The sequence below is a fragment of the Marivita sp. genome (assembly GCF_051251565.1).
Classification (GTDB): Bacteria; Pseudomonadota; Alphaproteobacteria; order Rhodobacterales; family Rhodobacteraceae; genus Marivita.
This window is the reverse complement of the sequence record NZ_JBPOFB010000029.1, coordinates 1-22848: the sequence shown is the minus strand read 5'-3', so window position 1 is coordinate 22848 and position 22848 is coordinate 1. Positions and strand designations below refer to the sequence as shown.

The following is a 22848-nucleotide window of genomic DNA, read 5'->3' as shown; positions in this document are numbered from 1 at the left end:
CGCCCGGCCGCCCCTACCCCACCCCCCCTCGCCCCGCTTGCTCCCGCCCCGGGGGGCGCGGGGCCCCCCCCCCCCCCCCCCCCCCCCGTTTGTCGGAGCGGCTTTGCCGCTCCGAAATGTATCTCCTGACCACGAGTTAAGCGTGTAAAGTCGTCTCCGCCACATTATGTATCTGTACGCGCAACCGGACAGGAAAGGGCGTGCAGAGATGCAGCTTACGATTAACGGAACTGTTCACGAAGTGGATGTCGAAGACGACATGCCGCTCCTATGGGTCCTGCGCGATGAACTGGGCCTGACCGGGACCAAGTTCGGCTGCGGTATCGCGCAATGCGGGGCCTGCACGGTGCACCTGGACGGAGTCGCGGTGCGCTCTTGTCAAACTTGGGCGGTTGATGCCCAAGACGCGGACATCCGCACCATCGAAGGTCTGGGCACACCCGATGCGCTGCACGCGGTGCAGGCGGCGTGGCTTGACGAACAGGTCGCGCAATGTGGCTACTGCCAATCTGGTCAGATCATGCAGGCGGCGTCCCTGCTGGCCGAGAACCCGACACCCAGCGACACCGAAATCGACGACGCCATGTCCGGCAATCTCTGCCGCTGCGGCACCTATCCCCGCATCCGGGCCGCCGTGAAACGTGCGGCCAACATGATGCAGGAGGGCTGAACATGGGACGTCTGAAAACCATCGCCCGCCGGACTTTTCTTATTGGCTCTGCCGCTGTTGTGGGCGGGGTTGCCTTTGGTATTTATACGGTGCGCAAACCGCATGAGAATCCGCTGATCGCCACAGAGGGCGAAGCGGCGCTGACGCCTTATGTGAAGATCACAGGCGATGGCATAACCCTGATCACGCCGCGCGCCGACAAGGGGCAGGGGGCTTATCACGTTCAGGCCGCCTTGATCGCCGAGGAACTGGATGTCGATCTCGACCAGATCGGAACTGATCCCGGTCCGCCCAGTGCGGCTTATTGGAACACGGCTTTGGGCGGTGAGGCGGCGGACTTCATGGTTCCTGCCGCTGGGGTGATACACGACATGGCCGAAGGGGCGGTGAATGGCGTGATGAAGGTTATCGGCCTTCAGATCACTGGTGGATCGACCACCGTACCGGATCAGTTCGACAAGCTGCGGCGTGCCGGCGCGTCAGCGCGCGAGACGATCAAGGCGTTGGTGGCCGAACGCGAAGGCATCGCGGTTGCAAACCTGACGACAGCCGCGGGGCACGTAATTTTACCGGATGGTAAAAAACTGGCCTATACCGATCTTGCCGCTGATCTGGCAGGCCGCGACGTGGTGCAGGACGTGCCGCTGCGCGCGCCATCCGAATGGCGCTATATCGGCAAGCCGATGCAGCGGATCGATATGATGGCCAAAAGCACGGGCACACAGGACTACGGCATTGACGCTGTTGTGGATGGCATGGTTCACGCCACCGTGCGGATGAACCCCGCCCAAGGCGGTGGCATGACCGATTTCGACGCGACCGAAGCGCTTGCCCTGCGCGGTGTTCAGGCGGTTGTGCCGATCTCTGGTGGTGTGGGAATTGTTGCCGACAACACATGGCGCGCATTTCAGGCCGCGCAGGCAATTCAGGTGACATGGGAAGACCCCGCGTACCCGCCCGAACAGGCCGACCATTGGGCCGCATTGGACGCTGCGTTCACCTCCGATGCGCAGGATAGCCAGAAACGCAACGATGGCGATATCGACATCGCGCTGGGCGACGGCACGGAAATCACCGCCGAATACCGCGCGCCCTATCTGGCCCACGCGCCGCTTGAGCCGATCAACGCCATCGTGCGGGTTGACGACACCAGCGCCGAAGTCTGGACTGGCACGCAGATCCCGCGCTTTGTGCAGGCCAATGTCAGCCGTATCACCGGCATTCCGGCGGACGAGGTCACAGTGCATGTCCTGATGATGGGGGGCAGTTTCGGCCACCGGCTTGAGGACGAGGTGGTCAAGCAGGCAACCGAGATCGCCATGCAGATGAAGGGCGTTCCGGTCAAACTAACATTGTCGCGTGAAGAGGACATGACCCACGATTTCCCCCGCCAGATTGCCATGGCGCGGCTCAGGGGCACGGTCGCGGATGGTCAGGTTGCGGCGATGGACCTCGGCATTGCGATGCCGTCGGTCATGGCCTCGCAACTGGGCCGCCAAGGGTTTTCCGCCCCCGGCCCGGACAGCCAGATCGTGGCGGGCGCGTGGGACCAACCCTTTGCCATTCCGCATCAGCGCGTGACCGGCTACCGCGCACCTGAACTGGCCCCGATCAGCTCGTGGCGTGCGGTGGGGGCGTCTTCGAACGGGTTTTTCTACAATGCTGCATTGGATGAATTGATCGCGGCGGCAGGGGCCGATCCGCTTGAGGAACGCTTGCGTCTGTGCAGCGATCCGCTGGCACGCCAAGCGCTTGAAGCGGTCGCCGAGATGTCGAACTGGTCCGGCATCGGCGGGATTGCTGCCGGGTCGCGTACCGGGCGCGGTGTGGCGTTGACCAAATCCTTTGGTGTGCACTGCGCGCAGGTGATCGAGGTCACGGACACGGATGCAGGGCTGCGCATCGACACCGTTTGGGTTGCCGCCGAAGTGGGGCGGGTTGTTGATCCGGTCAATTTTGAGAACCTCGTGCAAGGCGGGGTGATCTACGGCCTTGGCCATGCGATGAACAGCGAGATCACCTATACCGGCGGAGTGGCCGAGCAGTCGAATTTCGACGTAAACCCCGGCATGCGCCTGCATCAATGCCCAAACATCCTGGTGCAGGGCCTTGAAAACGGTGACCGCGTGCTGGGTATCGGAGAGCCGCCGTTACCGCCCGCTGCACCCGCGCTGGCCGGGGCGATCTGGGCTGTGACCGGCACCCGTCTGCGCGAGATGCCGTTCAGCAAGAGGGTGACGTTTGTCTGAGGGTATCGTCATATTTTACCGGTTGGTAAAATTCGGCCGCGCATTTTTCTGTAAGCGTTGATTACGGATGTTGAAAAATTATTTGCCTTTTCGTTACTTGAGCTGACCGTTATCCTTGCCGCATCACGTTGGAATTGAGGAAAGGCAGGCTCTCAGGTGCCAGAGCAAGACCATATGACTGTGACGGTGCAACGCGGCGGTCCGGACGCGCCGATGCAGCCGCAGACATTCGAGGTTCCCGCTTATGACAACCAGACGGTTCTGGATGTGGTGTCTTGGATTCAGCAGAACGTCGATCCGACGCTGACCTATCGGTTTGCCTGCCGCGTTGGCATGTGCGGTAGCTGTGCGATGATGGTCAACGGTGTGCCGCGCTGGACGTGCCGCACCCATGTGAGCAAGGTTCTCAAGGGCAACGCGATTGAGGTTGGACCCCTGCGCAACCTGCCGGTGATCAAGGATCTGGCCGCCGATATGGACCCGTTTTTTGACAAATGGGTCGCCGCCGAAGGCATGCACCACCCAACCCGCACCCGCGATGATGACATCGAAGCGATTGATCCGGTCGCGGCGGAGCGGGCAGAGGCCAATGCCGGGATAGAGTGCATAAACTGCTCGGTCTGCTATTCGGCTTGCGATACGGTGGCGGGCAATCCCGACTACCTTGGCCCGGCAGCGCTGCAACGGGCGTGGACATTGTACAATGATGCTAAGGACGCCAACAAGGACGCGATCCTTGATGCGGTGTCGGGCAAGGGCGGCTGTCATTCCTGCCATTCGATGGGGTCTTGCACCAGCTATTGCCCCAATGAGTTGGACCCGCTTTCGGCGATTGCCGGGCTCAAGCGGGCAACGGCCAAACGGTTCTTCGGGGGGCGCAAATGACCGAGTTTCATCTTTACATGGCGCAGCGGCTGAGCGCGCTGGTCATGGCGCCGTTTGTGATCGTGCATATCGGGGTGATGATCTACGCCATTCAGGACGGACTATCGGCGGCAGAGATTCTTGGCCGGACCCAAGGGTCGGTGTTCTGGTTCGCTTTTTACGGAATGTTCGTCGTTGCCGTGTCGATCCATGCGGCCATTGGCTTGCGGACGATCCTTGGCGAATGGGGCGGTTTGCGCGGAACGGCACGCGACGGGGTCGCGGCGCTCATCGGCGTGGGCCTTTTTGCGCTGGGCGCGCAGGCGGTCTGGGCGGTGACGGCATGAGGGTTGCACGCGCGCATCCGCTTTGGCTTGCCTATATTCTGCACCGGCTGTCGGGGATCGGTCTTGCCCTGTTCTTGCCGGTGCATTTCTGGGTGCTGTCCTATGCGCTCAACAACGCGGCCAAGCTGGACGCGTTTCTGACCCTGACCGAGATGCCTTTGGTCAAACTGGCTGAGTTTGGTCTGGTGTTTCTTCTGGCGGTGCATCTGTTCGGCGGCTTGCGCCTATTGGCGCTGGAATGGCTGCCGTGGTCCGCGCCGCAAAAGACATGGGCGGCGGCGGCGGTGGCCGGATCGTTCCTTGTGTCTACAACCTTCCTTTTGCAGGCGATTTGATATGTTCAGTACCAAAGATATCGACCGGCACGACACGGATATCCTGATCCTTGGCACGGGTGGCGCGGGCATGTTCGCCGCGCTCCACGCGATGCAGACCGCGCCCGAGGGCACCAAGGTGACCATCGCGGTCAAGGGCCTTATCGGGAAATGCGGCTGCACGCGCATGGTGCAGGGCGGGTACAACGTTGCGCTGGGTGGCGGCGACTCGGTCGAGCGGCATTTCATGGACACGATCGAGGGCGGCAAGTGGCTGCCCAATCAGGACATGGCGTGGCGGCTGTGCGAACAGGCCGTGGTGCGTATCCGCGAGCTTGAGAACGAGATCGGGTGTTTCTTTGACCGCAATGCCGACGGGTCGTTGCACCAAAAGGCTTTTGCCGGGCAGACGGCGGATCGCACCGTTCACAAGGGCGACCTGACGGGCATCGAGATCATCAACCGGCTGATGGAGCAGGTTCTCGCGCGCCCTGTCGAGAAATTGCAGGAACACCGTGCGATTGGCCTCATTCCGACGAAGGATGGCAGCGCGCTGGCCGGTGTGCTCATGATCGACATGCGGACGGGCAAGTTCCGTTTTGTGCGTGCCAAGACCGTGCTCATGGCCACGGGCGGTGGGCCGACGATGTACAAGTACCACACACCGTCGGGTGACAAGACGATGGACGGTCTGGCCATGGCGCTGCGCGCGGGTCTGCCGCTGCGCGATATGGAGATGGTGCAATTCCACCCCACGGGCCTTTTGGCAGGCGATCACACGCGGATGACCGGGACGGTGTTGGAAGAGGGGTTGCGCGGGGCAGGCGGGCAGTTGGTCAATCACGCGGGCCAACGGTTCATGTTCGACTACGACGGCAAAGGCGAACGTGCGACCCGTGATGTGGTCAGCCGGGGCATCTATTCGGAGATGCGCAAGAACAACAATCCAGACCAAGAGGGGGTGTTCATTTCTATGTCCCATCTCGGGCCGGATTTTGTGCGCGAAAAGTTCAAGGGCATGGTCAAGCGCTGTGCCGACAGCGGGTTTGATCTGGCCGCAGGCAAGGTCGAGGTCGTGCCGACTGCGCATTATTTCATGGGCGGTGTCGTGGTGGATGTGGATACGCGCACCGCGATGGAAGGCCTGTATGTCGCCGGAGAGGACGCGGGCGGCGCGCATGGGTCGAACCGTCTGGGCGGCAATGGCGTGGCAAACTCAACCGTTTATGGCGGCATCGCGGGCGACGTGATGGGTGCGGATATTCGCGGCATGGGCGCGCTGCGTGACCCGGACAAGACGGTGCTTGAGGCTGAAATGGCGCGCGCCTGTTACCCGCTGACCCGCGATCCGGCGTTGGTCCTGCCGTTGCGCAAGCAATTGCAGGACGCCATGTGGGACGAGGTTGGCGTGATGCGCACGGAAAGCAGCCTGAACAGAGGTTTGACGCGCATTGCTCAGGTGTCGGATCATCTGATGGATGTTGGTGTGTCCGCTGATAATTTGGCGTTTAACCTGACATGGCATGACTGGCTGAACCTGCGCTCGCTGTGCGATATCTCTGAAGTCATCACCAAGGCGGCGCAGGCGCGGGACAATTCCCGTGGTGCGCATTACCGCGAGGATTTCCCCGATCCGGGCGCGATGGAGGACAGCTATTTCACCGTTGCCCGTCAGGTGGATGGCGCCGTTGAAGTGAGCCGCGAGGATGTGCAGTTTACCATCGTCCGACCGGGCGACACCATCCTGCCAGACGACGAACCCGAAACATTGGTGGCCGCACAATGATCCCCTTATCCCTGATCGAAAAAACCGCCGAAACCCTGATGGACAAGGCGGCCATCGAAATCCCCGAGGATTACCTTACTGGTCTGAAACACGCTGCCGAAACCGAAGATGGCGACCTGTCGTCTTTTGTTCTCAAGGCGATGCTCGACAATTACGAGGCCGCCAAGGAAGACCGCCGCGCGATGTGCGGCGACACTGGTGTGCCGCGTTGGTTCGTGAAGCTGGGCAATGATGCAACCGTCGAAGGTGGCATGTGCGCGCTCGAAGCGGCGCTGCGGCGGGCCACGGCCACCGCCACCAACGGCGTGCCGTTGCGCCCCAACCGGGTGCATCCGCTGTGGCGCACCGATCACAACAACAATGTCGGCATCGGCGCGCCCGAGATCGAATACGGGTTTGAACCGGAGGGCGACTGGATTGACCTCATCACCGTACATAAGGGCGGTCTGTTCGGCACCGATTACCGGATGCTGTTCCCAAGTGATGGCATCCAGGGGATCAAGCGTTTCTACCTCGACAGCCTGATGGCGTTCGGCAAACGCGGTCTGGCCTGTCAGCCCGCAATCATCGGCATTGGCCTTGGTGGGTCCAAGGACATTTGCATGACGCTGGGCAAACGGGCGTCCGTTCTGCGCATCGTGGGCAGCCGCAATTCCGATCCGCGCATCGCCGAGATGGAGGACGAATTCAAAGAGCTGGGCAATTCCATTGGCATGGGCGCGATGGGCTTTGTGGGCAAGAACATGGTGATCGATTGCAACATCGAGGTGGGCTATTGCCACACCGGGGGGATGCCGATGTCGGTGCATGCGTTCTGCCTGTCGTCGCGCCGCGCGGTGGCGCGGCTCTATCCCGATGGCCGGGTCGAGCACCGCACCGACCCTGATTGGTTCACGCCCTACCAGCGCCGCGAAACTGTGGAGTGGGAGCCGATGCAGGAGGCGGCGGAATGAGGAGTGAAGGCTTTTCGAAAAGCCTTTGGGTCGCGCTTTCGAAAGCGCTTTTGCAGAGGGAAAGTCAATGAAACCCCGCGAAATCCGGCTGTCCACGACACCGACACCCGAGGCGATTGCAGAGCTGCGTCTGGGTGACATCGTTTATCTGGACGGGCTGATGTATACTGCCCGCGAAGGCGTCTATATGCGCGCGCTGGAAGACAAGGCCAACATCCCGATGGAGCTGCCATCGCAAAGCGCGGCCAATTTCCACTGCTCGCCTGCTGCGCGGATCAATGCGGATGGATCGTTCGACATGGGCGCTGTGACGGCCACAGCATCGTTCCGCTTTGCCAAGTGGTTGCCCGAATGGATGGACAAGACGGGCGCCAAGCTGATCATCGGCAAGGGCGGCATGACCTCCAAGGATTACAAACGCTACTTCGTGCCCAATGGTGCTGTGTACCTGTCGACCGTGGGCTACGGCACTGGCGCTCTGTTGGGGCGCGGGGTCGAGAATGTCGAGGCGGTGCACTGGAACGAGGAGCTGGGCCTTGCCCAGGCGATGTGGGTGATCCGGTGCAACAAGATGGGGCCGTTTATCGTGGCGTCGGATCTGAATGGAGATTGCCTGTTTGAGCGTGAAAATGCCAAGATCGCGCAGAACATCGCACGCGTCTATGAAGGCACAAAGCCGGCGGTCCTCAAACGGTACGGGGAAAGCGATGATCGCTCGGACGAGGTGATATGACGACCAATCCTTTTGCGCCGGGTGCCACACGCCCCCCAGTGACCGAGGGCGTGTTTTCGCGCGAAGAGGTGGTGCTGGCCAATCGGAACTCGGGCGCGCTGCTCGAAACGCTGAGCTTGGACATCACGCCGACGGGCACGCATTACCTGCTGAACCATTTTGACGTGCCGGTCCTGAACGACGCGGATCATGTCCTGTCATTCGAGGGCGCGTTTGATGCGCCGTTTTCCCTGACTATGGACGAAATCCGCGCGCTGCCGCAGGTAACGCGCCCTGTGACGCTGGAATGTGCGGGCAATGGCCGGATCGGGGTCAGCCCGCGGTGCTTTTCGATGCCTTGGGCCTATGAGGCGGTGGGCACGTCGGACTGGACAGGAACGCCACTTGCCCCGCTGCTGGCGCGTGCAAAGCCACAGGCAGACGTTCAGGATTTTGCCTTTCTCGGTGCGGATCACGGGTTCGACAAAGGCCAGCCGCATTGCTTTGGTCGCAGCCTCACACCGGGTCAGATCGCGGACCTTGAGGTGATGCTTGTCTGGGGCATGAACGGTCAGCCGCTTTTGCCACAGCACGGCGCGCCGCTGCGGATCATCGTGCCGGGGTGGTACGGGATGGCGTCCGTCAAATGGTTGACCACGATTGAGGCGTTGACCGGGCGTTATCAGGGGTTCCAGCAGGTTCAGACCTACCGCTTTCGCAAGGATGACGCCGATCCTGGCATTCCGATCACGACGATCCGGGTCAAATCGCTCATGAAGCCGCCGGGCGTGCCGGATTGGGTGACGCGGCAACGGTGGTTGCGCGCGGGGCCTGTCACGCTTGAGGGGCGGGCATGGTCTGGCAGCGGTGTGCCCATTGACCGGGTCGAGGTGCTTTTGGGGGGCACATGGCACGACGCCGAAGTGACGGGCCGCAGGGATCAATACGCGTGGACCGGCTGGCGCATCGACTGGGACGCGACACCGGGTGTCTACGATCTGGCCTGTCGTGCAACCGATGCGCAAGGCAATCAACAACCTTTGGAGGCGCCGTTTGATATGGCAGGTTTTGCAAACAACGCGGTGCACCAAGTGCGCGTTCACGTGGCCGAGGTCACAGCGTGACGCGCGGGGCGGACGTGGTGATGCAGACGCTCGCGGCGCATGGCGTGCGGGATATCTTTGCGCTGTCTGGCAACCAGATCATGCCGCTTTTTGATGCAAGCCTTGATGCGGGCATCCGGCTTTACCACACCCGACACGAGGCGGCGGCGGTTTATATGGCCGAAGGCTATGCGCAGCTGTCGCGCGGGCTTGGCGTGGCGCTTGTCACCGCAGGGGCGGGCCTGGGCAATGCGCTTGGACCGCTTCTTACCGCGCGGGCGTCGGATACGCCGGTGCTGTTGCTGAGCGGGGACAGTCCTGCGGTACGCGACGGGCAGGGCGCGTTTCAAGAGATGGATCAGGTCGCGCTGACTGCGTCCCTGACCAAGTGGTCGGTGCGGGTCACACGCGCCGAAGACCTCGGCGACGTGATCACCAAAGCCGCGCGGATCGCCTGCGGGGGCCGGCCGGGGCCGGTGCATGTGTCGTTGCCTGCGGATGTGGTGCTGGCCGATGTGGTGGAAGCGGCGGTGCATGATGCGTCTGAGGCAGCGCCGGTGGACACGTCCGCTCTGCGCGATTGGCTTGCGGCGGCATCGCGCCCGATCATCGTGCTTGGCCCGGCATTGAACACAACGCGCCAGCCCGGTTTGGTCGCGCGGTTGGAACAAGCAACAGGTGCCCCCGTAGTGGTCATGGAAAGCCCGCGTGGCGGCAAAGACCCGTCTTTGGGGGGCATTGCGTCGGTCCTGCCCGAAGCGGATCGCGTGGTGCTGCTTGGCAAGCCGATGGATTTCACACTGCAATTCGGTGGGGTCGCACCCAAGGCAAGCTGGGCTGTGATCAACGCCGACGCCAGCGAAATTCTGCGGGCCAAACGGAACGGCACAGCGCGGGTGACGCTGGATATCACGGACGATCCAGTTGCAGTTGCAGAGGCGCTCTGCGCTCATGCCACGACCAAAGGCTATGGCGCTTGGATGGAGACTGTTCACGCAGCCTCTGCGCGGCGGGACATGTCAGTTTCAAAAGGTGCCATTCATCCCAATGACATCTGCGCAGCAGTTCAAGCGGTGCTTGAGGCGGCGACCCATCCGGTGCTCGTGTGCGATGGGGGTGAATTTGGCCAATGGGCCCAAGCGGGCATTACTGCGCCGCGCCGGATCATCAACGGTGTGTCGGGCGCGATTGGTGGCGGGCTATGCTATGCGATGGCGGCGCGGGCGGCGGATTCATCCGCAACCGTGGTGGCGCTCATGGGGGACGGCACGGTGGGTTTTCACTTTGCCGAGTTTGAAACGGCGGTGCGCGAAGATCTGCCTTTCGTCGCGGTGATCGGCAATGATCGGCGCTGGAATGCCGAACACCAAATCCAATTGCGGGACTTCGGGTCGGATCGCCTGATGGGATGTGACCTGAGCGGTGCGCGCTATGACGAAGCGGTGACTGCTTTGGGCGGTTTTGGGATCATGGTGACCGAGCTGGATGCGTTGCCGGACGCGATGTCCCGCGCGATTGCGTCGGGCAAGCCAGCCTGCGTCAACGTGATGATCGACGGCCAGCCTGCGCCGGTTGTGACCTGACGCTTAAAGCCCATGAACGGCCATGACGGCTCGCGTCGCGGGGCGCTCCAACATGGCGGCGTGATGCGCGCCAAGTTTGGGGAAGCCTGACACCTCCACCCCGGCCTTGGCCATCCAGCGCGGCATCAAGAACAGATAGGCGTCGCACAGGGTATATCGTTCCCCCATCGCCCACGGTCCTCTAAGGTAATGCGCCTCGATCACAGATGCACACTCCGCCAGATTGCTTGCAACCTTGTCCGTCATCGCGGCCTGCGCGTCTGCATCGTCTGACCAGCGGGATCCGCGCAGCAGGTGCGCAAAGGCGACATGTACCGTGGCACAAAGATAGGCGTTCAACGCATCCGCCTCGGCGCGGGCAAATGGCGTGTCTGGCAACATGTGCGCCTCAGGATGGGTGGCCGCAACATAGTTGAGGATCGCAGGGTTTTCAGTGATCACGCCCTCTGGCGTCATAAGTGCCGGAACCCGCGCTTTTGGATTGAGCTTGAGAAACGACGCGTCTTGATGTGCGCCTTTGGCAATCTGAACCTCGTGTACGGAATAGCGCGCGCCCACCTCTTCCAACAGAAGGTGCGAGGCCAGAGCGGATGAGCCTTTTGCGTAGTACAATGTCAGCATGAAGAAAACCTTCGGAAAAGCGTGAGTCAGAACAGGGCACGGATCAAAAGGCCAAGCCCCAAAAGCAGGGACAGCCCAATCAGAAGGCGGCGGAACACATTGTCCGAGATTCGTTTGAACACGGCAATGCCGATCTGTGCCGCAATCAGCGAGGCGGGCAGTGCGACCAGAAAAGCGGTGAATGTCGTGCTGTCATAGGCCCCGCGCCACGACAGCATGATCGTCGTCGTGCCCAGAACGCTGATGTTGAAGGGCTGCAAGACGGCGCGGGTTTCGGCCTTGGGCCATGGGCGCATGGAACACCAGATCACCGGCAGCGCCCCCGACAAAGACGCCATCCCGCCAAGGACACCCCCGGCAAGGCCGATGCCCGAGTCCAGAACCGGGGTGCGGCGTTCGAACTTGGGCAGGTTGGCGCGAAAGCTGAAGAAGCCGCCGTAAACCAATAGCAGCACACCGATAATCAGCTTGAGCGTATCTGCATCGATATAAGACAGCAGCGAGATACCCACCGGCACACCCAGCAATCCGGGGATGATGAACCGCATCAGGCGCGGCACGTTTTGCACCAGCGCCTCGCGCACGACCCATAGGCCCTGAAGGCCCGTGACCACCGACATCAACGACACCACCGCCACTGCGCTGATCGGGTCAAGCGCCACCAGTAAGAACCCAAGCGCAAAAAGCGCAGTTCCGGTGCCTGCCAACCCGTTCACGAACCCTCCGGCTATGGCACCAAGGACGATGAAAACGATCGCGGTCAGGGTCATAAAGGCCTCGCTTCGGGGCGGTCCGGGTCTTGCTGCGCATGCTCATGCACCGCGCGCAAAAGGGCTGCGTGAATTTCTTCGATCACCCGGAGTTTCGGGTGTTCCTTGCGGTATGCCAGCCCAAGCACCCGCGACGGCACATCCGGTCCCAGCGCCAGGTGATTGAGCGGAATCGCATACGCGCTGGCAACACTGGGGCGCGGGACGATGGACACGCCAAGATTGGCATGCACCATGCTTGAAATCGCTTCGAGATTTTCCAGCTCCATCGCTTCGCCGACCCGGATACCGCTACTTTGAATCCAGGTTTCGATCAATGTGCCGACAACCGCATCCCGGTTGAATCGGATAAAAGGCTGTGTTTCCAATATCTTGATCGGATCGGTTTCGGTCACTTCGCTGCCCGTGATCAGGTGCAGCGGTTCTGTTGCAATTTCCAGAAAGGCAAGGCCGATGGGCATCAGGATCGGCTTGGTGACGATCGCCACATCGTAATGCCCCCGGTCCAGTCCGGACAACAGCGCCGCGGTCAGGGCAGGCGTGATGCGGACCCGCAGGTCAGGATATTTCGCGCGCAGGATCGACATCGACAACGGTGCAAGTCCAATCAGCGTCGTAGGCACGGCGCCCAGAACAATTTCGCCCGACAGGCCGTCATCACCCAGAACCGACGGGACAAGATTGTCGTAATCCATAACCAGCGTGCGGGCGCGGGCAACCACAGCGCGGCCAAGCGGCGTCAGTTCGGGTGTGCGGTGGCTGCGGTCGAACAGGGCGATGCCCAGATCGCTTTCCAGCGTGCGCATCTGCTGGCTCACAGCGGCATGGGTTATGAACACCGCATCCGCTGCCGCACTGAAGGTTCTATGGTCGGCCACCGCGACCAGTGTCTTGAGCAATCTTATCGACATTCAGGTGTTTATGTTGCTTTTGCTTACAGAACTTGTAATTTTTTATTTCTTCATCAAAGTTCTACTTAAGGTTAACGTAAGTCAAGAGCCCGCAACAGGGCCAGAATCTTAACTGGGAGGATACTATGAAACTACGGACTTTTGGTTCGGCACTGGCGATTGGGTTGGGTGTAACCGCGGGGGCCGCGATGGCGGAATACCCCGAACGCCCGATCAACATGATCATTCCATATGGCGCAGGCGGGGCGACGGATATCTCTGCGCGCACCATCGCAGAGCCGCTGGGCAATGCGGTCGGCGAGGCGCTTGTGATGGCGAATATCACCGGTGCCGGCGGCGCGACGGGGTCGGTTGCGGTGCAAAACGCGAACGCCGACGGCTACACGATGCTTTTCGCGCGTGTCGGATCACACTCTGTGAACCCGGCGATGAAAGCGACACTGCCCTATACTCTGGATGATTTTCGTTTTGTGACGGTGTACGAGATCAACCCGGTGGCCTGCGTGGTTAACGCGAACAGTGAAATCAATTCGATGGATGATCTGATCGCGGCCGTGAACGAAGGCGGCGTCAGCTACAGTTCGTCCGGCGTTGGATCGCTTTTGCACCTTGCCGGTGTTATGGTGCTGTCCGAATTTGGCGTTGAAGACCCGCTGGGTATGGCCACACATATCCCCCAGCAGGGTGGTGGTGCGGCGGCAACGGCCATTCTGAACGGCACAGCGACATTCCTGTGCACGAATTCTTCCGCCTTGGCCAGCTTTGTGGCGAACAATCAGCTTAAGCCGCTGATGGTGACAACTGCCGAGCCTGTGGTCGGATTTGACGTTCCAACAGCAAACGATCTCGGCAAGCCGCGTCTGAACCAGCTTGTTGGCTGGACCGGCATCGCGGGCCCGGATGGTCTGCCCGATGACGTTGCTGCCAAGTGGGGCGAATGGATGGCCGCGGCCACAAGCGATACCAAGTTCCGCGAAACAATGGAATCGCGCGGATCGGTCATCGAGCTGATGAACCCGGAAGAGGCCAACGCCTTCATCCTTGAGCAGTACACCACCTTCAAGGAACTGGTTGACGAACTGGGAATGCGGATCGAGGGCTGATCCTTGACCTCGCTGTCCTGAACCAACATGCGCCGGGGCCTCAGGGCCTCGGCGTTTCTACCTGCGGAGCGCCTATTTCCATGTCTCAGAAATCCTTGCACCTGCGCCTCGGGATCACAGTGTCCCTTCTGGCGGTGTTTCTGGTCTTTTATGCCATCCCCACCTTTGTGTTCTCGCCGTCGAATGTTGGCAACATCATCCTGTCGCCCTTGTTCTGGCCCTATGTGCTGGCCGGGTTCACGGGGATCGTGGGGCTGAGCCTGTTGGCGAACGCGCTGTCCTCGGGGGATGACACTCCGTTCGAAGACGTGGAAACCGAGCATCCCGAAGGCTCTGCCCCGTGGATACGGCTTGGCGCGCTGATGGTGATTATGGTCGCGGTCATGCTCTTGCTGCCACGGCTGGGGATGGTGTGGACCTGTATGCTGGCCTTTGCGGCATGCGCCTTCATGTTCCGCACGCGGCACCCCTACATGGCGATTGTCTGTGCGGTGATTGTACCGCTTTTGCTGTACGCGTTCTTTGCGCATGTCGCGGGTGTTGCGATCCCGCAGGGCAATTTTGTGAGACTGCCATGAGGAGACGAACATGAGCCTGATGGACAGTCTTGCTGCCGGTTTTGCACTGGTCGGAAATGTCGAAGCGTTTTTCATGCTGTTTTGTGGCATTGTGATCGGTGTCATTGGCGGCGCGATACCGGGCCTTTCGGCCACGATGTCGGTGGCTTTGACGCTGCCGTTCACGTTTGCGATGACTCCTATCAACGGCATCCTGCTGCTGTTGGGCGTCTACAAGGGCGGCATCTTCGGTGGCTCGATCCCGGCGATCCTGATCAAGACACCCGGCACGCCCGCGTCCTCGGCCACGATTCTTGACGGGCATCCGATGGCCGAACGGGGCGAATCGGGCAGAGCGCTGGGTATGGCGCTTTACGCGTCGTGTACGGCGGACGTGATGTCGAACCTTGCGCTGATCCTGTTTGCGGGGTGGCTTGCGTCATTTGCGCTGAACTTTGGCCCGCCCGAGTTTTTTGCGCTGATCCTGTTCTCGCTGACCATCATTGCGGGCGTGTCCGGCGAAAGCCTGCTGCGCGGGGCGCTTTCGGCCCTCGCAGGGCTGTTGCTGGCAACGGTTGGCCTTGATCTGGTCTATGGCACCAATCGCTTCACCTTTGGTGATCCCAGTATGATGGGCGGCCTCAACTTCATCGCCGTGCTGATCGGCCTTTTCGCCATCCCCGAGATTATCTCAATGGCGTGGAACCCTGTGGCGCATTTGGGCAAAGCCCGCGCATTGGGCAAATCCCGGTGCTCATGGGCGGACTATGTGGGCAGTTTCAAATCCATCATGCGCGGGTCTATGATCGGTGTCTTCCTTGGGTCAATCCCAGGCATTGGGGCAGCACCTTCCGCGTTTCTCAGCTATTCCGAAGCGCGACGCACATCCAAGAACAAAGAGAATTTCGGTAAGGGCGAGATTGAAGGCGTTGCTGCGTCTGAAGCCGGAAACAACGGTGTCGCCGGGGCTACCCTGATCCCGCTTCTGGCGCTTGGTGTGCCCGGCGACGTGATCACCGCAATCATCATCGGCGCGTTCATGGTGCACGGGCTGCAACCCGGTCCGATGATGTTCATTCTGAACGTGGATATCATCTATGGCCTTTTTATCGGCCTGATCGTCAGTTCTGTTTTCTTGCTCATTGTTGGGTCCGTGGCCATTCGGGGGTTCGGCTATGTCGCCAATGTACCCAAACGGCTGTTGATGCCTGCCGTGCTGGTGCTGTGCATCTATGGGGTGTTCGCGATCAACAACAATATCTTCGACGTCGGTGTGATGTTCGTTATGGGCTGGGTTGGCTATATCATGATGCGCAACCGCATCCCGGCGGCTCCGTTCCTGATCGCGTTTATCCTTGGACCCTTACTGGAAGACAACTTCCGCCAGTCCATGCTGATGTCCGGCAGTGATCCCAGCATCCTGTTCCGCGGGCCGATCACGTGGTTCTTCTGGGCAGTGACCTTAGTCACGGTCTTTGCGATCACCCGCAGCACACTGCGCAAGAAAGTTCCGCTCAGTTGAGATCTTCGAGGAGACGCCCGTGCCGGCGCGTTTCCTCGATCACCTGACCAAAGGTGGTCAGACCGCGCGCTTCCAACATCGGCAGCATCTTGACCAGAACCTCTGCCGTTGCGCGGGCATCGCCAAGCGCGGTGTGCCGCAGGGCAGACGGGATCGTGACGTTCAACCGGTCGCATAGGGCATCCAGCGTATGAGTCGCGCTCGCACCGAAAAGAACCGCAGACAACAAAACAGTGTCGATGATCGGATGATCCCAAACAACCCCGGTGGCGGGCGCGTGACGGTGCAGGAACGCCATGTCAAAAGGCGCATTATGCGCCACGATCACGGCATCTCGGGAAAAGGCGTGGAACCGCTTTGCCACCGTCAGTATGTCAGGTTGCCCGCGCACCATTGTGTCCGTAACCTTGTGTACCTTGGTCGAGGCAGGCGGAATGGGACGGCCCGGATCAACAAGCTGGTTGATCACTTCGCCTTCGATGATCCGCCCGTTCAGAACCCGCACCGCCCCCAATTGCACAACATCATCCTTGTGCGGCAAGAGGCCCGTGGTTTCGGTGTCGAACACGGAAAAGCACATGCTGCGCAAGGGCGCATCCTGTAGATCGGCACCTGCTCCGGTGCTGCGGTCCAACAGATCGAAATCATAGACCAACGGCCGCGCGGCCTCTGGCGCCAGATCAAGCGTCTGGCTGTCGATCACCATCAGGTACCCGCCACCCTCCATTGGTTTGAGCTTGGCGTCAAAATTTAAGTGCCCGTCATGCGATGATGCTGTCACCGACACATCCTTGCCGGTTTTGCCAAGCTTCCCCACCGCGGCATCAAGCGCGGCAGGATCGAAATAATCGCTCAGCGACGCATTCAGCCGGGGAACCCCCAACTGGGCCAGAACTTCGGCGGCTTGTCCGTCATACAGCACGATCTGACCTGTCGGATTGACAAGGATCGTTGCCACCGGAATTTCGGTCAGAAGGGCGGTCAGGCGTGCTTTCTCGGCTGTCAGGCGTGCGGTTTGCGTGGCGATAGCCTGCGCCGTGCTGATCGCACTGTCGTTGAGCTGCCGTGTCACGGCAGAGGCGGCAGGCGCCAGATCGCCCAGATAGCGCGCGGCCTTAAGGTCCAGTTCGCTGTCGACACCCGCATGGGCGCGGGTCCGCATGTCAGAGGCCAGGCGCTCAATCGGCTTGGCAACGTTTTCGTCGAACAGCAGCCAGATCACAGCCGTCAGCCCAAGGATCAGAAACCCCGCTAAAATTGCCGCAAAGGTGAATCCGTTGGCGGCGGTGGTTTCAACCGCGCGGCCATAGCCAAACCAAAGGGACGCGCCGACAGAGGCCAGACCACCAAGGCCAAGAAGACAGAAGAACAGAAAGATGCGCGTGCGCAGGCTCAGGGCTGACAGCATGGCTCTATCCCCGGCGACACACGCTGCTGACGATCGGATCGTCAGTGGTGGTGTCGCGCCACACCGGATCGCCGCCATCGCCAAAGGCCGGGTCCGCGCGTTGTCCGGTTTGGCAATTCACCATCAGTTCAACAGATTGCACCGTCGTCCAGCGTCGGAAGAAATAGATATCTGCCATATAAAGCGCGGTGTCCTCGGTATTGGCGCGCACATTGCCGGTATCCAGCGCGATGAACCTGTCGGTATAGGGCGCAAGGTATGTCCAGGGACGGTAGAACGCAGTGCTGTCGGCAGTCTGCACCACCTCGACCCCATCGGGCAGCGCGGCTGAGGTGCGGGCATACCAGCCATATTCGCTGGCGATCGTGGTGCCAAGCATGGCAGCCCCCGCCGCCACCGGGATCATCCACTTGGGAATCCGCCCCCCCGAGATGCGGGCGACCAGCATCATCACACCCGCCCCGGCAATGCCGGCCACAATCACTGCGATCAGTTCCAGAAACATCAGACGTCCTCCCAAACGTTCCGCGTCAGCTTAACATGCCACGCCCGTGCCCAACTGCCGATTGCAGCGACTTTATCACAACGAACGCATCGCGCAGATGACTTCGCTCAAAGTCCGACAGGTCTGTTGGACTTAGGAAATTGTCGGGCTGGGCACCAGCGCGAACCTGTTTGGCCTGATGATCGAGCCGGGTTTCGGCAATCAGATCATAGGCATCGCGCAAATCCTGCCCCCCCGAAGCGCTTAGCACGCCAGCGGCGATGGCCGCGTCAAGTCGCGCAGCAGTGTTCACGGCGGTCAGTTGTCCCGTCAATGCGTAGATGCGGCCAAGATCAACCACCGGCACCACGCCGTTATGCTTGAGATCGATCCGGTTCTTGTGCTCGCCCGATCGGATCGTCGCAAAGCCGCGCAGCAGCCCCAAGGGCGGCGTGTGCTTAAGCGAATTTGACACCATATGGGCCACGAAGATCGAATTGGTTGACGCTTTGCGCAATGTCTCGGCCTGCAAATCCTCGAACAGGCGGGTTGTGCCGCCGATGGGGCGCAGGTCGAACATGACGCTGGCCAGCATTTGCGCCTCGGGGCTGGGTGTCTTGATCCAGCCGGTGAAATACTCGCGCCACACGCGAACCGGCTGACACCAGCGCGGGTTTGTCGCCATCATGTCGCCGGGGCAATAGACATAGCCGCAGGTATCGAGCCCGTCGCAGACAAAGCGCGCCAGTGCCTCGAAATAGGGCCTGTCGGCCTCGGTCACCCTGTCATCCAGAAACAGGCAATTGTCCTGATCGCTGACGCCGGTCTGTTCCTGCCGCCCCTGAGACCCGCAGGCCAACCAAAGGTAAGGCACCGGGGCCGGGCCAAGCTGCGCCTCGGCCAATGCCAAAAGGCGGCGGGTTGCGGTGTCGGCCACATCGGTGATCAGCCGTGTGATCACCTCGTGGCGGTTGCCGCCCGCAACTAGCTGCGCCAGCAGTTGCGGAATGCGGCGCGTGACCTGCGCCATGTCTTCGGCGCTGCCGGAATGGGCGATTTCCGACACCAGCTCGGCAGAGCTGACCGCCTGAAACCGCGTCAGGTCGGTCTGGGTCACAATGCCGACCAGCCTCCCTGCCTGTGTCACTGGGATATGTCCGATGCGGCGTTCCATCATCATATGAAGCACGTCTGACCCGATGGCCGACGGGGGCAGGGTGACTGGATCGGGGGTCATGACCTGCGTGATCAGCGTATCGAATGGCAGGCCATCGCCCACCACCTTGCCCGACATATCGCGGATCGTGGCAATCCCCTCAAGCCTGCCATCTTGCGCGATACAGATCGACGACACGCGCGCATCACGCATCAGGCGCGCGGCGGTTTGGACGTCCGTGTCCGGCGCACAGGTCAGCGGCGTGGTCGCCATCAACGCCTCGACACGGGTGGTGGCCAGATCGGCCTTGTTCGGTTTGTCCGTCCGGCCCCGTTTGAAGAACCGCCGGAAGGCCGGGTCTTCGGTCATCGCTTGGTGGAACCGCGCTGCGGGCAGCATCAGAACGGTGGTGTCCGTCACGGCGCGCGCCGACGTCAGGCTGCCGCCATCGCGCATGAGACCGCGTTCGCCAAAGCTATTGCGCGGACCCAAAAGCGAAATTGGCACATCGTGATCATCGCGGATTTCCACATCGCCGTCATAGACGACAAACAACCCGTCCAGCGGCGCGTGCACCGCATAGATCTCGCCGCCTGCTGCGATCGTCCTGACCTCGAACGTGGTGATTAGGGTTTGCAAGACCGCAGGTTCCATCGCGTCATAAGGATGGATGGCGGACAGGAATTGGGCAATCGTGTGGGGGTCAAGCGTCATGGAAAACCGTGTGCCTCAATAAAATGTCCCGCCCCGGTGTACCGGCGCGGGACCGCAGTGTCAGTGGGGGCGCCGCCCGGATCAGGCGGCGCCTCCGATTGGCTTAGTGGTCCTGAGCCGCACCCGCACCGCGGGGGATGCGCACGCTTTCAACCAGCTCTTCGATCTCTTTCGGGAGCGGCGCTGTCATCTTCGAGACGGCAAAGGCCACCGCAAAGTTGATCAGGGCACCGACTGCGCCAAAGCTTGTCGACTTGATCGTTCCCAAAAGCGGGTCCGCATCGGTAAAGCTGTTGGTGTCCGGGATAAAGAACCAGCCCTTGTGCAGGAAGATATAGACCAGCGTCACGATAAGACCGGCCACCATACCTGCCACAGCACCCTTGTTGTTCACCTTCGTAAAGATGCCCATCATAAGAGCCGGGAAGATCGATGCCGCCGCCAAACCAAAGGCCAAGGCCACGGTTTGCGCCGCAAAGCCCGGAGGGTTGAGCCCCAACAACACGGCGACCACGATTGCAACCGCCATCGAGATCCGCGCTGCCATCAGCTCGTTGCGTTCTGACATGTTCGGGGTGAGCTGACCTTTGAGAAGGTCATGGCTGACCGCCGACGATATCGCCAGAAGCAGACCTGCCGCCGTGGACAGAGCCGCCGCAAGACCACCTGCCGCCACCAGACCGATCACCCAACCGGGGAGGTTGGCAATCTCGGGATTGGCCAGAACAAGAATGTCCTGATTGAAGTTGGTCAGCTCATTCTCGCTGCCCCAGCCCGCTGCCTCGGCCTTGGCAACAGAATCCGGGTTCTTGTCGTTGAAGTAGACAATCCGACCGTCGCCGTTCTTGTCTTCCCAACCAAGAAGGCCGGTTTTCTGCCATGTCGCCATCCAGTCATAGCGCGCATCGCTTTCGATCATCTCAACCGAGACAGGGTCACCCGCAGTCCCGTTTGGCCACATCATGTCTGTGATGTTCAGACGGGCCATCGCACCAACAGCCGGGGCTGTGAGGTAAAGCAGCGCGATAAAGACCAGCGTCCAACCGGCGGACCAACGCGCATCAGCCACGCGCGGCACCGTAAAGAAACGCATGATGACGTGGGGCAGACCCGCTGTACCGATCATCAGGCTCAGCGTGAACAGAACCATGTTGAACGTGTCGCCGTGATGCGCCGTGTATTCGCGGAATCCAAGCTCGGTCACGATCTCGTCCAGCTTGACAAGAAGCGGCTGACCGCTGGCCTGGTGTTCGCTGAACAGGCCCAGACCCGGGATCGGGTTGCCTGTCAGCTGCAACGAAATGAACACAGCCGGGATGGTGTAGGCCGTGATCAACACGACATATTGCGCCACCTGCGTATAGGTCACGCCCTTCATGCCGCCGAACACGGCATAGGCAAACACCACGCACGCACCAAGAAGCAGACCCCAGAAGGCGTCAATCTCAAGGAAACGCCCAAAGGCGATGCCGACACCCTGCATCTGACCGATCACATAGGTGATGGATGCCACCAGCAGACAGATCACCGCCACAAGGCGGGCTGTCGGGCTGTAGAACCGGTCGCCAATGAATTCAGACACAGTGTATTTGCCGAACTTGCGCAGGTAGGGGGCCAGCAACAGCGCCAAAAGCACGTAACCGCCGGTCCATCCCATCAGGAAGGTCGAATTGTCGTAGCCGGTAAAGGCAATAAGGCCCGCCATCGAAATGAACGAAGCCGCAGACATCCAGTCCGCAGCAGTCGCCATCCCATTGGTGACCGGATGCACGCCGCGACCGGCGGCGTAGAATTCCGCCGTTGAGCCCGCGCGGGCCCAGATTGCGATGCCGATGTAGAGCGCAAAGGACGCGCCCACAAAAAGCAGGTTAATCGTAAACTGATCCATGGTTCTTATTCCTCCTCGACGCCGAATTCTTTATCGAGCTTGTTCATCCGCCAGGCGTAGAAAAAAATCAGCGCCAGAAAGACCAGGATCGATCCCTGCTGGGCGAACCAGAAACCAAGATCGGTGCCGCCCACGGAAATACCCGAAAGCATCGGGCGCAGCAGGATGCCGAACCCGAAAGAACAGATGGCCCAGATCACCAGGCTCACCAGGATGATGCGCACGTTGGCAGCCCAATAGCCCGCATCGGACTTTTGGCCAGCCTGCGCTGAATGTGTTGTGTGGTCCGACATTGCGGCTCCTCCTCTTCCTCCGTTTACGTGCCCCGTCCTCGCGGGGACCGTATCTCGTGTATGGCGACCGCTCAGGCGGTGGCGCGTCGGACGATGGCACCAAGGGTTTTGGCGATATCGTCGATGTCTCCCATCGCATCGACACGGGCAAGCGCGCCTTGTGCGTCGTAAAATGCGATAAGCGGGGCTGTTTGGGCATGATATGCATCAAGCCGGGCTGCGACCGTTTCGGCAGTGTCATCGGCCCGGCGTTTGAAATCAGTGCCTTGGCACTTGTCGCATTGGCCTTTGGTCGTAGGGGCCTTGAACGTATCGTGATAGCCTTCGCCGCATCCGGCACAGGTGAACCGGCCTGAAATCCGGTCGACCATGGCGGCATCATCCACATCAAGGCTGATCGCGGCGTCAATCTTTTGGCCGTTTTCCCCCAGCAGCGTATCCAGCGCCTCGGCCTGAACCGTGGTGCGCGGGAACCCGTCAAGGATCACGCCGCGCGCGCAGTCGGCCTCTGCCAGACGGTCGCGCAGGATGGCGATGACGATGTCGTCGCTGACGAGCGCGCCCGCGTCCATGACCGCTTTCGCCTGCTGGCCCGCCTCTGTGCCGTTGGTAACGGCGGCGCGCAGCAGGTCGCCCGTGCTAAGCTGCACAAGGCCGAATGTCTCTTCGAGCATCCGGGCTTGTGTGCCCTTGCCAGCCCCCGGAGGGCCCAGCAGGATCAGAACCGGGGCGGTTGTCGGTGTTTTGCTTCCGTCCATGTCCCTCAAGCCTTATTCATTCGGTTTTGGATGAGGTCGTCGACGACGGAAGGGTCTGCGAGTGTTGAGGTGTCGCCGAGAG

The 22848-nt window shown here is 61.0% G+C and carries 22 protein-coding genes; 13 read left to right on the top strand and 9 right to left on the bottom strand.

The window, feature by feature from the left end; translation table 11 throughout:
• Window positions 1–208: 208 nt before the first annotated feature.
• The 10 genes from ACSHXH_RS18255 (at window position 209) to ACSHXH_RS18210 (ending at window position 10581) form a co-directional block, all read left to right on the top strand.
• Window positions 209–670, top strand: coding sequence for a (2Fe-2S)-binding protein (locus ACSHXH_RS18255; protein ID WP_435673235.1), 462 nt, complete (start codon window positions 209–211; stop codon window positions 668–670).
• A 2-nt stretch (window positions 671–672) separates the two neighbouring features.
• Window positions 673–2919: a molybdopterin cofactor-binding domain-containing protein gene (locus ACSHXH_RS18250; RefSeq protein WP_435673234.1), complete on the top strand. Its 2247-nt coding sequence runs from the start codon at window positions 673–675 to the stop codon at window positions 2917–2919.
• Window positions 2920–3093: 174 nt separating this feature from the next.
• Window positions 3094–3804, top strand: a complete 711-nt coding sequence (locus tag ACSHXH_RS18245; protein WP_435673236.1) for a succinate dehydrogenase/fumarate reductase iron-sulfur subunit — start codon at window positions 3094–3096, stop codon at window positions 3802–3804.
• Window positions 3801–4130 (top strand): succinate dehydrogenase, encoded by a 330-nt coding sequence (locus ACSHXH_RS18240; RefSeq protein ID WP_435673233.1) that lies wholly within the window; start codon window positions 3801–3803, stop codon window positions 4128–4130. The genes ACSHXH_RS18245 and ACSHXH_RS18240 overlap by 4 nt, the downstream gene beginning before the upstream one ends.
• Complete coding sequence (sdhC, locus tag ACSHXH_RS18235; RefSeq protein WP_435673232.1) at window positions 4127–4465, top strand: succinate dehydrogenase, cytochrome b556 subunit; 339 nt, start codon at window positions 4127–4129, stop codon at window positions 4463–4465. Before ACSHXH_RS18240 ends, sdhC begins: the two co-directional genes overlap by 4 nt.
• Before the next feature lies 1 nt (window position 4466).
• Entirely contained in the window at window positions 4467–6230 is a 1764-nt protein-coding gene (locus tag ACSHXH_RS18230) for an L-aspartate oxidase (protein WP_435673231.1), read from the top strand.
• On the top strand, window positions 6227–7183 hold the full coding sequence (locus tag ACSHXH_RS18225) for a fumarate hydratase (RefSeq protein WP_435673230.1): 957 nt from the start codon (window positions 6227–6229) through the stop codon (window positions 7181–7183). Before ACSHXH_RS18230 ends, ACSHXH_RS18225 begins: the two co-directional genes overlap by 4 nt.
• 67 nt (window positions 7184–7250) lie before the next feature.
• Window positions 7251–7916: a fumarate hydratase C-terminal domain-containing protein gene (locus tag ACSHXH_RS18220; RefSeq protein ID WP_435673229.1), complete on the top strand. Its 666-nt coding sequence runs from the start codon at window positions 7251–7253 to the stop codon at window positions 7914–7916.
• Window positions 7913–9019: a molybdopterin-dependent oxidoreductase gene (locus tag ACSHXH_RS18215; protein WP_435673228.1), complete on the top strand. Its 1107-nt coding sequence runs from the start codon at window positions 7913–7915 to the stop codon at window positions 9017–9019. The genes ACSHXH_RS18220 and ACSHXH_RS18215 overlap by 4 nt, the downstream gene beginning before the upstream one ends.
• Window positions 9016–10581 carry a thiamine pyrophosphate-binding protein gene (locus tag ACSHXH_RS18210; protein WP_435673227.1) on the top strand — a complete coding sequence of 522 codons (1566 nt, stop codon included), beginning with the start codon at window positions 9016–9018 and terminating at the stop codon, window positions 10579–10581. Before ACSHXH_RS18215 ends, ACSHXH_RS18210 begins: the two co-directional genes overlap by 4 nt.
• Window positions 10582–10584: 3 nt before the next feature.
• Here the strand turns inward: ACSHXH_RS18210 and ACSHXH_RS18205 are convergent, their stop codons facing one another.
• The 3 genes from ACSHXH_RS18205 to ACSHXH_RS18195 are packed head-to-tail and all read right to left on the bottom strand — an operon-like array spanning window position 10585 to window position 12883.
• Window positions 10585–11202 (bottom strand): glutathione S-transferase family protein, encoded by a 618-nt coding sequence (locus ACSHXH_RS18205; protein WP_435673226.1) that lies wholly within the window; start codon window positions 11200–11202, stop codon window positions 10585–10587.
• A 26-nt stretch (window positions 11203–11228) separates the two neighbouring features.
• Window positions 11229–11972: a sulfite exporter TauE/SafE family protein gene (locus tag ACSHXH_RS18200; RefSeq protein ID WP_435673225.1), complete on the bottom strand. Its 744-nt coding sequence runs from the start codon at window positions 11970–11972 to the stop codon at window positions 11229–11231.
• Window positions 11969–12883: a LysR family transcriptional regulator gene (locus ACSHXH_RS18195; RefSeq protein ID WP_435673224.1), complete on the bottom strand. Its 915-nt coding sequence runs from the start codon at window positions 12881–12883 to the stop codon at window positions 11969–11971. Before ACSHXH_RS18195 ends, ACSHXH_RS18200 begins: the two co-directional genes overlap by 4 nt.
• 125 nt (window positions 12884–13008) lie before the next feature.
• Between ACSHXH_RS18195 and ACSHXH_RS18190 the strand changes: the two genes are divergently transcribed.
• From ACSHXH_RS18190 to ACSHXH_RS18180, 3 genes are all read left to right on the top strand, one after another.
• A complete protein-coding gene (locus ACSHXH_RS18190) occupies window positions 13009–13986 on the top strand; it encodes a Bug family tripartite tricarboxylate transporter substrate binding protein (protein WP_435673223.1) in 978 nt (325 codons plus the stop codon).
• Window positions 13987–14066: 80 nt separating this feature from the next.
• On the top strand, window positions 14067–14564 hold the full coding sequence (locus ACSHXH_RS18185) for a tripartite tricarboxylate transporter TctB family protein (RefSeq protein WP_435673222.1): 498 nt from the start codon (window positions 14067–14069) through the stop codon (window positions 14562–14564).
• A gap of 10 nt (window positions 14565–14574) precedes the next feature.
• On the top strand, window positions 14575–16065 hold the full coding sequence (locus ACSHXH_RS18180) for a tripartite tricarboxylate transporter permease (RefSeq protein ID WP_435673221.1): 1491 nt from the start codon (window positions 14575–14577) through the stop codon (window positions 16063–16065).
• Here ACSHXH_RS18180 and ACSHXH_RS18175 read toward each other — a convergent pair.
• From ACSHXH_RS18175 to ACSHXH_RS18150, 6 genes are all read right to left on the bottom strand, one after another.
• The gene (locus tag ACSHXH_RS18175) at window positions 16058–17473 is read right to left on the bottom strand and encodes an exonuclease domain-containing protein (RefSeq protein ID WP_435673220.1); all 1416 of its coding nucleotides are present in this window, start codon (window positions 17471–17473) and stop codon (window positions 16058–16060) included. The genes ACSHXH_RS18180 and ACSHXH_RS18175 overlap by 8 nt on opposite strands.
• 4 nt (window positions 17474–17477) lie before the next feature.
• Window positions 17478–17978, bottom strand: a complete 501-nt coding sequence (locus ACSHXH_RS18170; RefSeq protein WP_435673219.1) for a hypothetical protein — start codon at window positions 17976–17978, stop codon at window positions 17478–17480.
• A 25-nt stretch (window positions 17979–18003) separates the two neighbouring features.
• The gene (locus tag ACSHXH_RS18165) at window positions 18004–19827 is read right to left on the bottom strand and encodes a DUF294 nucleotidyltransferase-like domain-containing protein (RefSeq protein WP_435673218.1); all 1824 of its coding nucleotides are present in this window, start codon (window positions 19825–19827) and stop codon (window positions 18004–18006) included.
• Window positions 19828–19930: 103 nt separating this feature from the next.
• Complete coding sequence (locus ACSHXH_RS18160; RefSeq protein WP_435673217.1) at window positions 19931–21715, bottom strand: sodium:solute symporter family protein; 1785 nt, start codon at window positions 21713–21715, stop codon at window positions 19931–19933.
• A gap of 5 nt (window positions 21716–21720) precedes the next feature.
• Window positions 21721–22008 carry a DUF4212 domain-containing protein gene (locus tag ACSHXH_RS18155; protein WP_435673216.1) on the bottom strand — a complete coding sequence of 96 codons (288 nt, stop codon included), beginning with the start codon at window positions 22006–22008 and terminating at the stop codon, window positions 21721–21723.
• A gap of 71 nt (window positions 22009–22079) precedes the next feature.
• Window positions 22080–22766 (bottom strand): adenylate kinase, encoded by a 687-nt coding sequence (locus tag ACSHXH_RS18150; RefSeq protein ID WP_435673215.1) that lies wholly within the window; start codon window positions 22764–22766, stop codon window positions 22080–22082.
• Window positions 22767–22848: the final 82 nt, after the last annotated feature.

Bases quoted from the DNA above. Each gene is read 5' to 3' on its own strand.
- ACSHXH_RS18255 (WP_435673235.1), top strand. From the start codon at position 209: ATGCAGCTTACGATTAACGGAACTGTTCACGAAGTGGATGTCGAAGAC.
- ACSHXH_RS18250 (WP_435673234.1), top strand. From the start codon at position 673: ATGGGACGTCTGAAAACCATCGCCCGCCGGACTTTTCTTATTGGCTCT.
- ACSHXH_RS18245 (WP_435673236.1), top strand. From the start codon at position 3,094: ATGACTGTGACGGTGCAACGCGGCGGTCCGGACGCGCCGATGCAGCCG.
- ACSHXH_RS18240 (WP_435673233.1), top strand. From the start codon at position 3,801: ATGACCGAGTTTCATCTTTACATGGCGCAGCGGCTGAGCGCGCTGGTC.
- sdhC (WP_435673232.1), top strand. From the start codon at position 4,127: ATGAGGGTTGCACGCGCGCATCCGCTTTGGCTTGCCTATATTCTGCAC.
- ACSHXH_RS18230 (WP_435673231.1), top strand. From the start codon at position 4,467: ATGTTCAGTACCAAAGATATCGACCGGCACGACACGGATATCCTGATC.
- ACSHXH_RS18225 (WP_435673230.1), top strand. From the start codon at position 6,227: ATGATCCCCTTATCCCTGATCGAAAAAACCGCCGAAACCCTGATGGAC.
- ACSHXH_RS18220 (WP_435673229.1), top strand. From the start codon at position 7,251: ATGAAACCCCGCGAAATCCGGCTGTCCACGACACCGACACCCGAGGCG.
- ACSHXH_RS18215 (WP_435673228.1), top strand. From the start codon at position 7,913: ATGACGACCAATCCTTTTGCGCCGGGTGCCACACGCCCCCCAGTGACC.
- ACSHXH_RS18205 (WP_435673226.1), bottom strand. From the start codon at position 11,202: ATGCTGACATTGTACTACGCAAAAGGCTCATCCGCTCTGGCCTCGCAC.
- ACSHXH_RS18200 (WP_435673225.1), bottom strand. From the start codon at position 11,972: ATGACCCTGACCGCGATCGTTTTCATCGTCCTTGGTGCCATAGCCGGA.
- ACSHXH_RS18195 (WP_435673224.1), bottom strand. From the start codon at position 12,883: ATGTCGATAAGATTGCTCAAGACACTGGTCGCGGTGGCCGACCATAGA.
- ACSHXH_RS18190 (WP_435673223.1), top strand. From the start codon at position 13,009: ATGAAACTACGGACTTTTGGTTCGGCACTGGCGATTGGGTTGGGTGTA.
- ACSHXH_RS18185 (WP_435673222.1), top strand. From the start codon at position 14,067: ATGTCTCAGAAATCCTTGCACCTGCGCCTCGGGATCACAGTGTCCCTT.
- ACSHXH_RS18180 (WP_435673221.1), top strand. From the start codon at position 14,575: ATGAGCCTGATGGACAGTCTTGCTGCCGGTTTTGCACTGGTCGGAAAT.
- ACSHXH_RS18175 (WP_435673220.1), bottom strand. From the start codon at position 17,473: ATGCTGTCAGCCCTGAGCCTGCGCACGCGCATCTTTCTGTTCTTCTGT.
- ACSHXH_RS18170 (WP_435673219.1), bottom strand. From the start codon at position 17,978: ATGTTTCTGGAACTGATCGCAGTGATTGTGGCCGGCATTGCCGGGGCG.
- ACSHXH_RS18165 (WP_435673218.1), bottom strand. From the start codon at position 19,827: ATGACGCTTGACCCCCACACGATTGCCCAATTCCTGTCCGCCATCCAT.
- ACSHXH_RS18160 (WP_435673217.1), bottom strand. From the start codon at position 21,715: ATGGATCAGTTTACGATTAACCTGCTTTTTGTGGGCGCGTCCTTTGCG.
- ACSHXH_RS18155 (WP_435673216.1), bottom strand. From the start codon at position 22,008: ATGTCGGACCACACAACACATTCAGCGCAGGCTGGCCAAAAGTCCGAT.
- ACSHXH_RS18150 (WP_435673215.1), bottom strand. From the start codon at position 22,766: ATGGACGGAAGCAAAACACCGACAACCGCCCCGGTTCTGATCCTGCTG.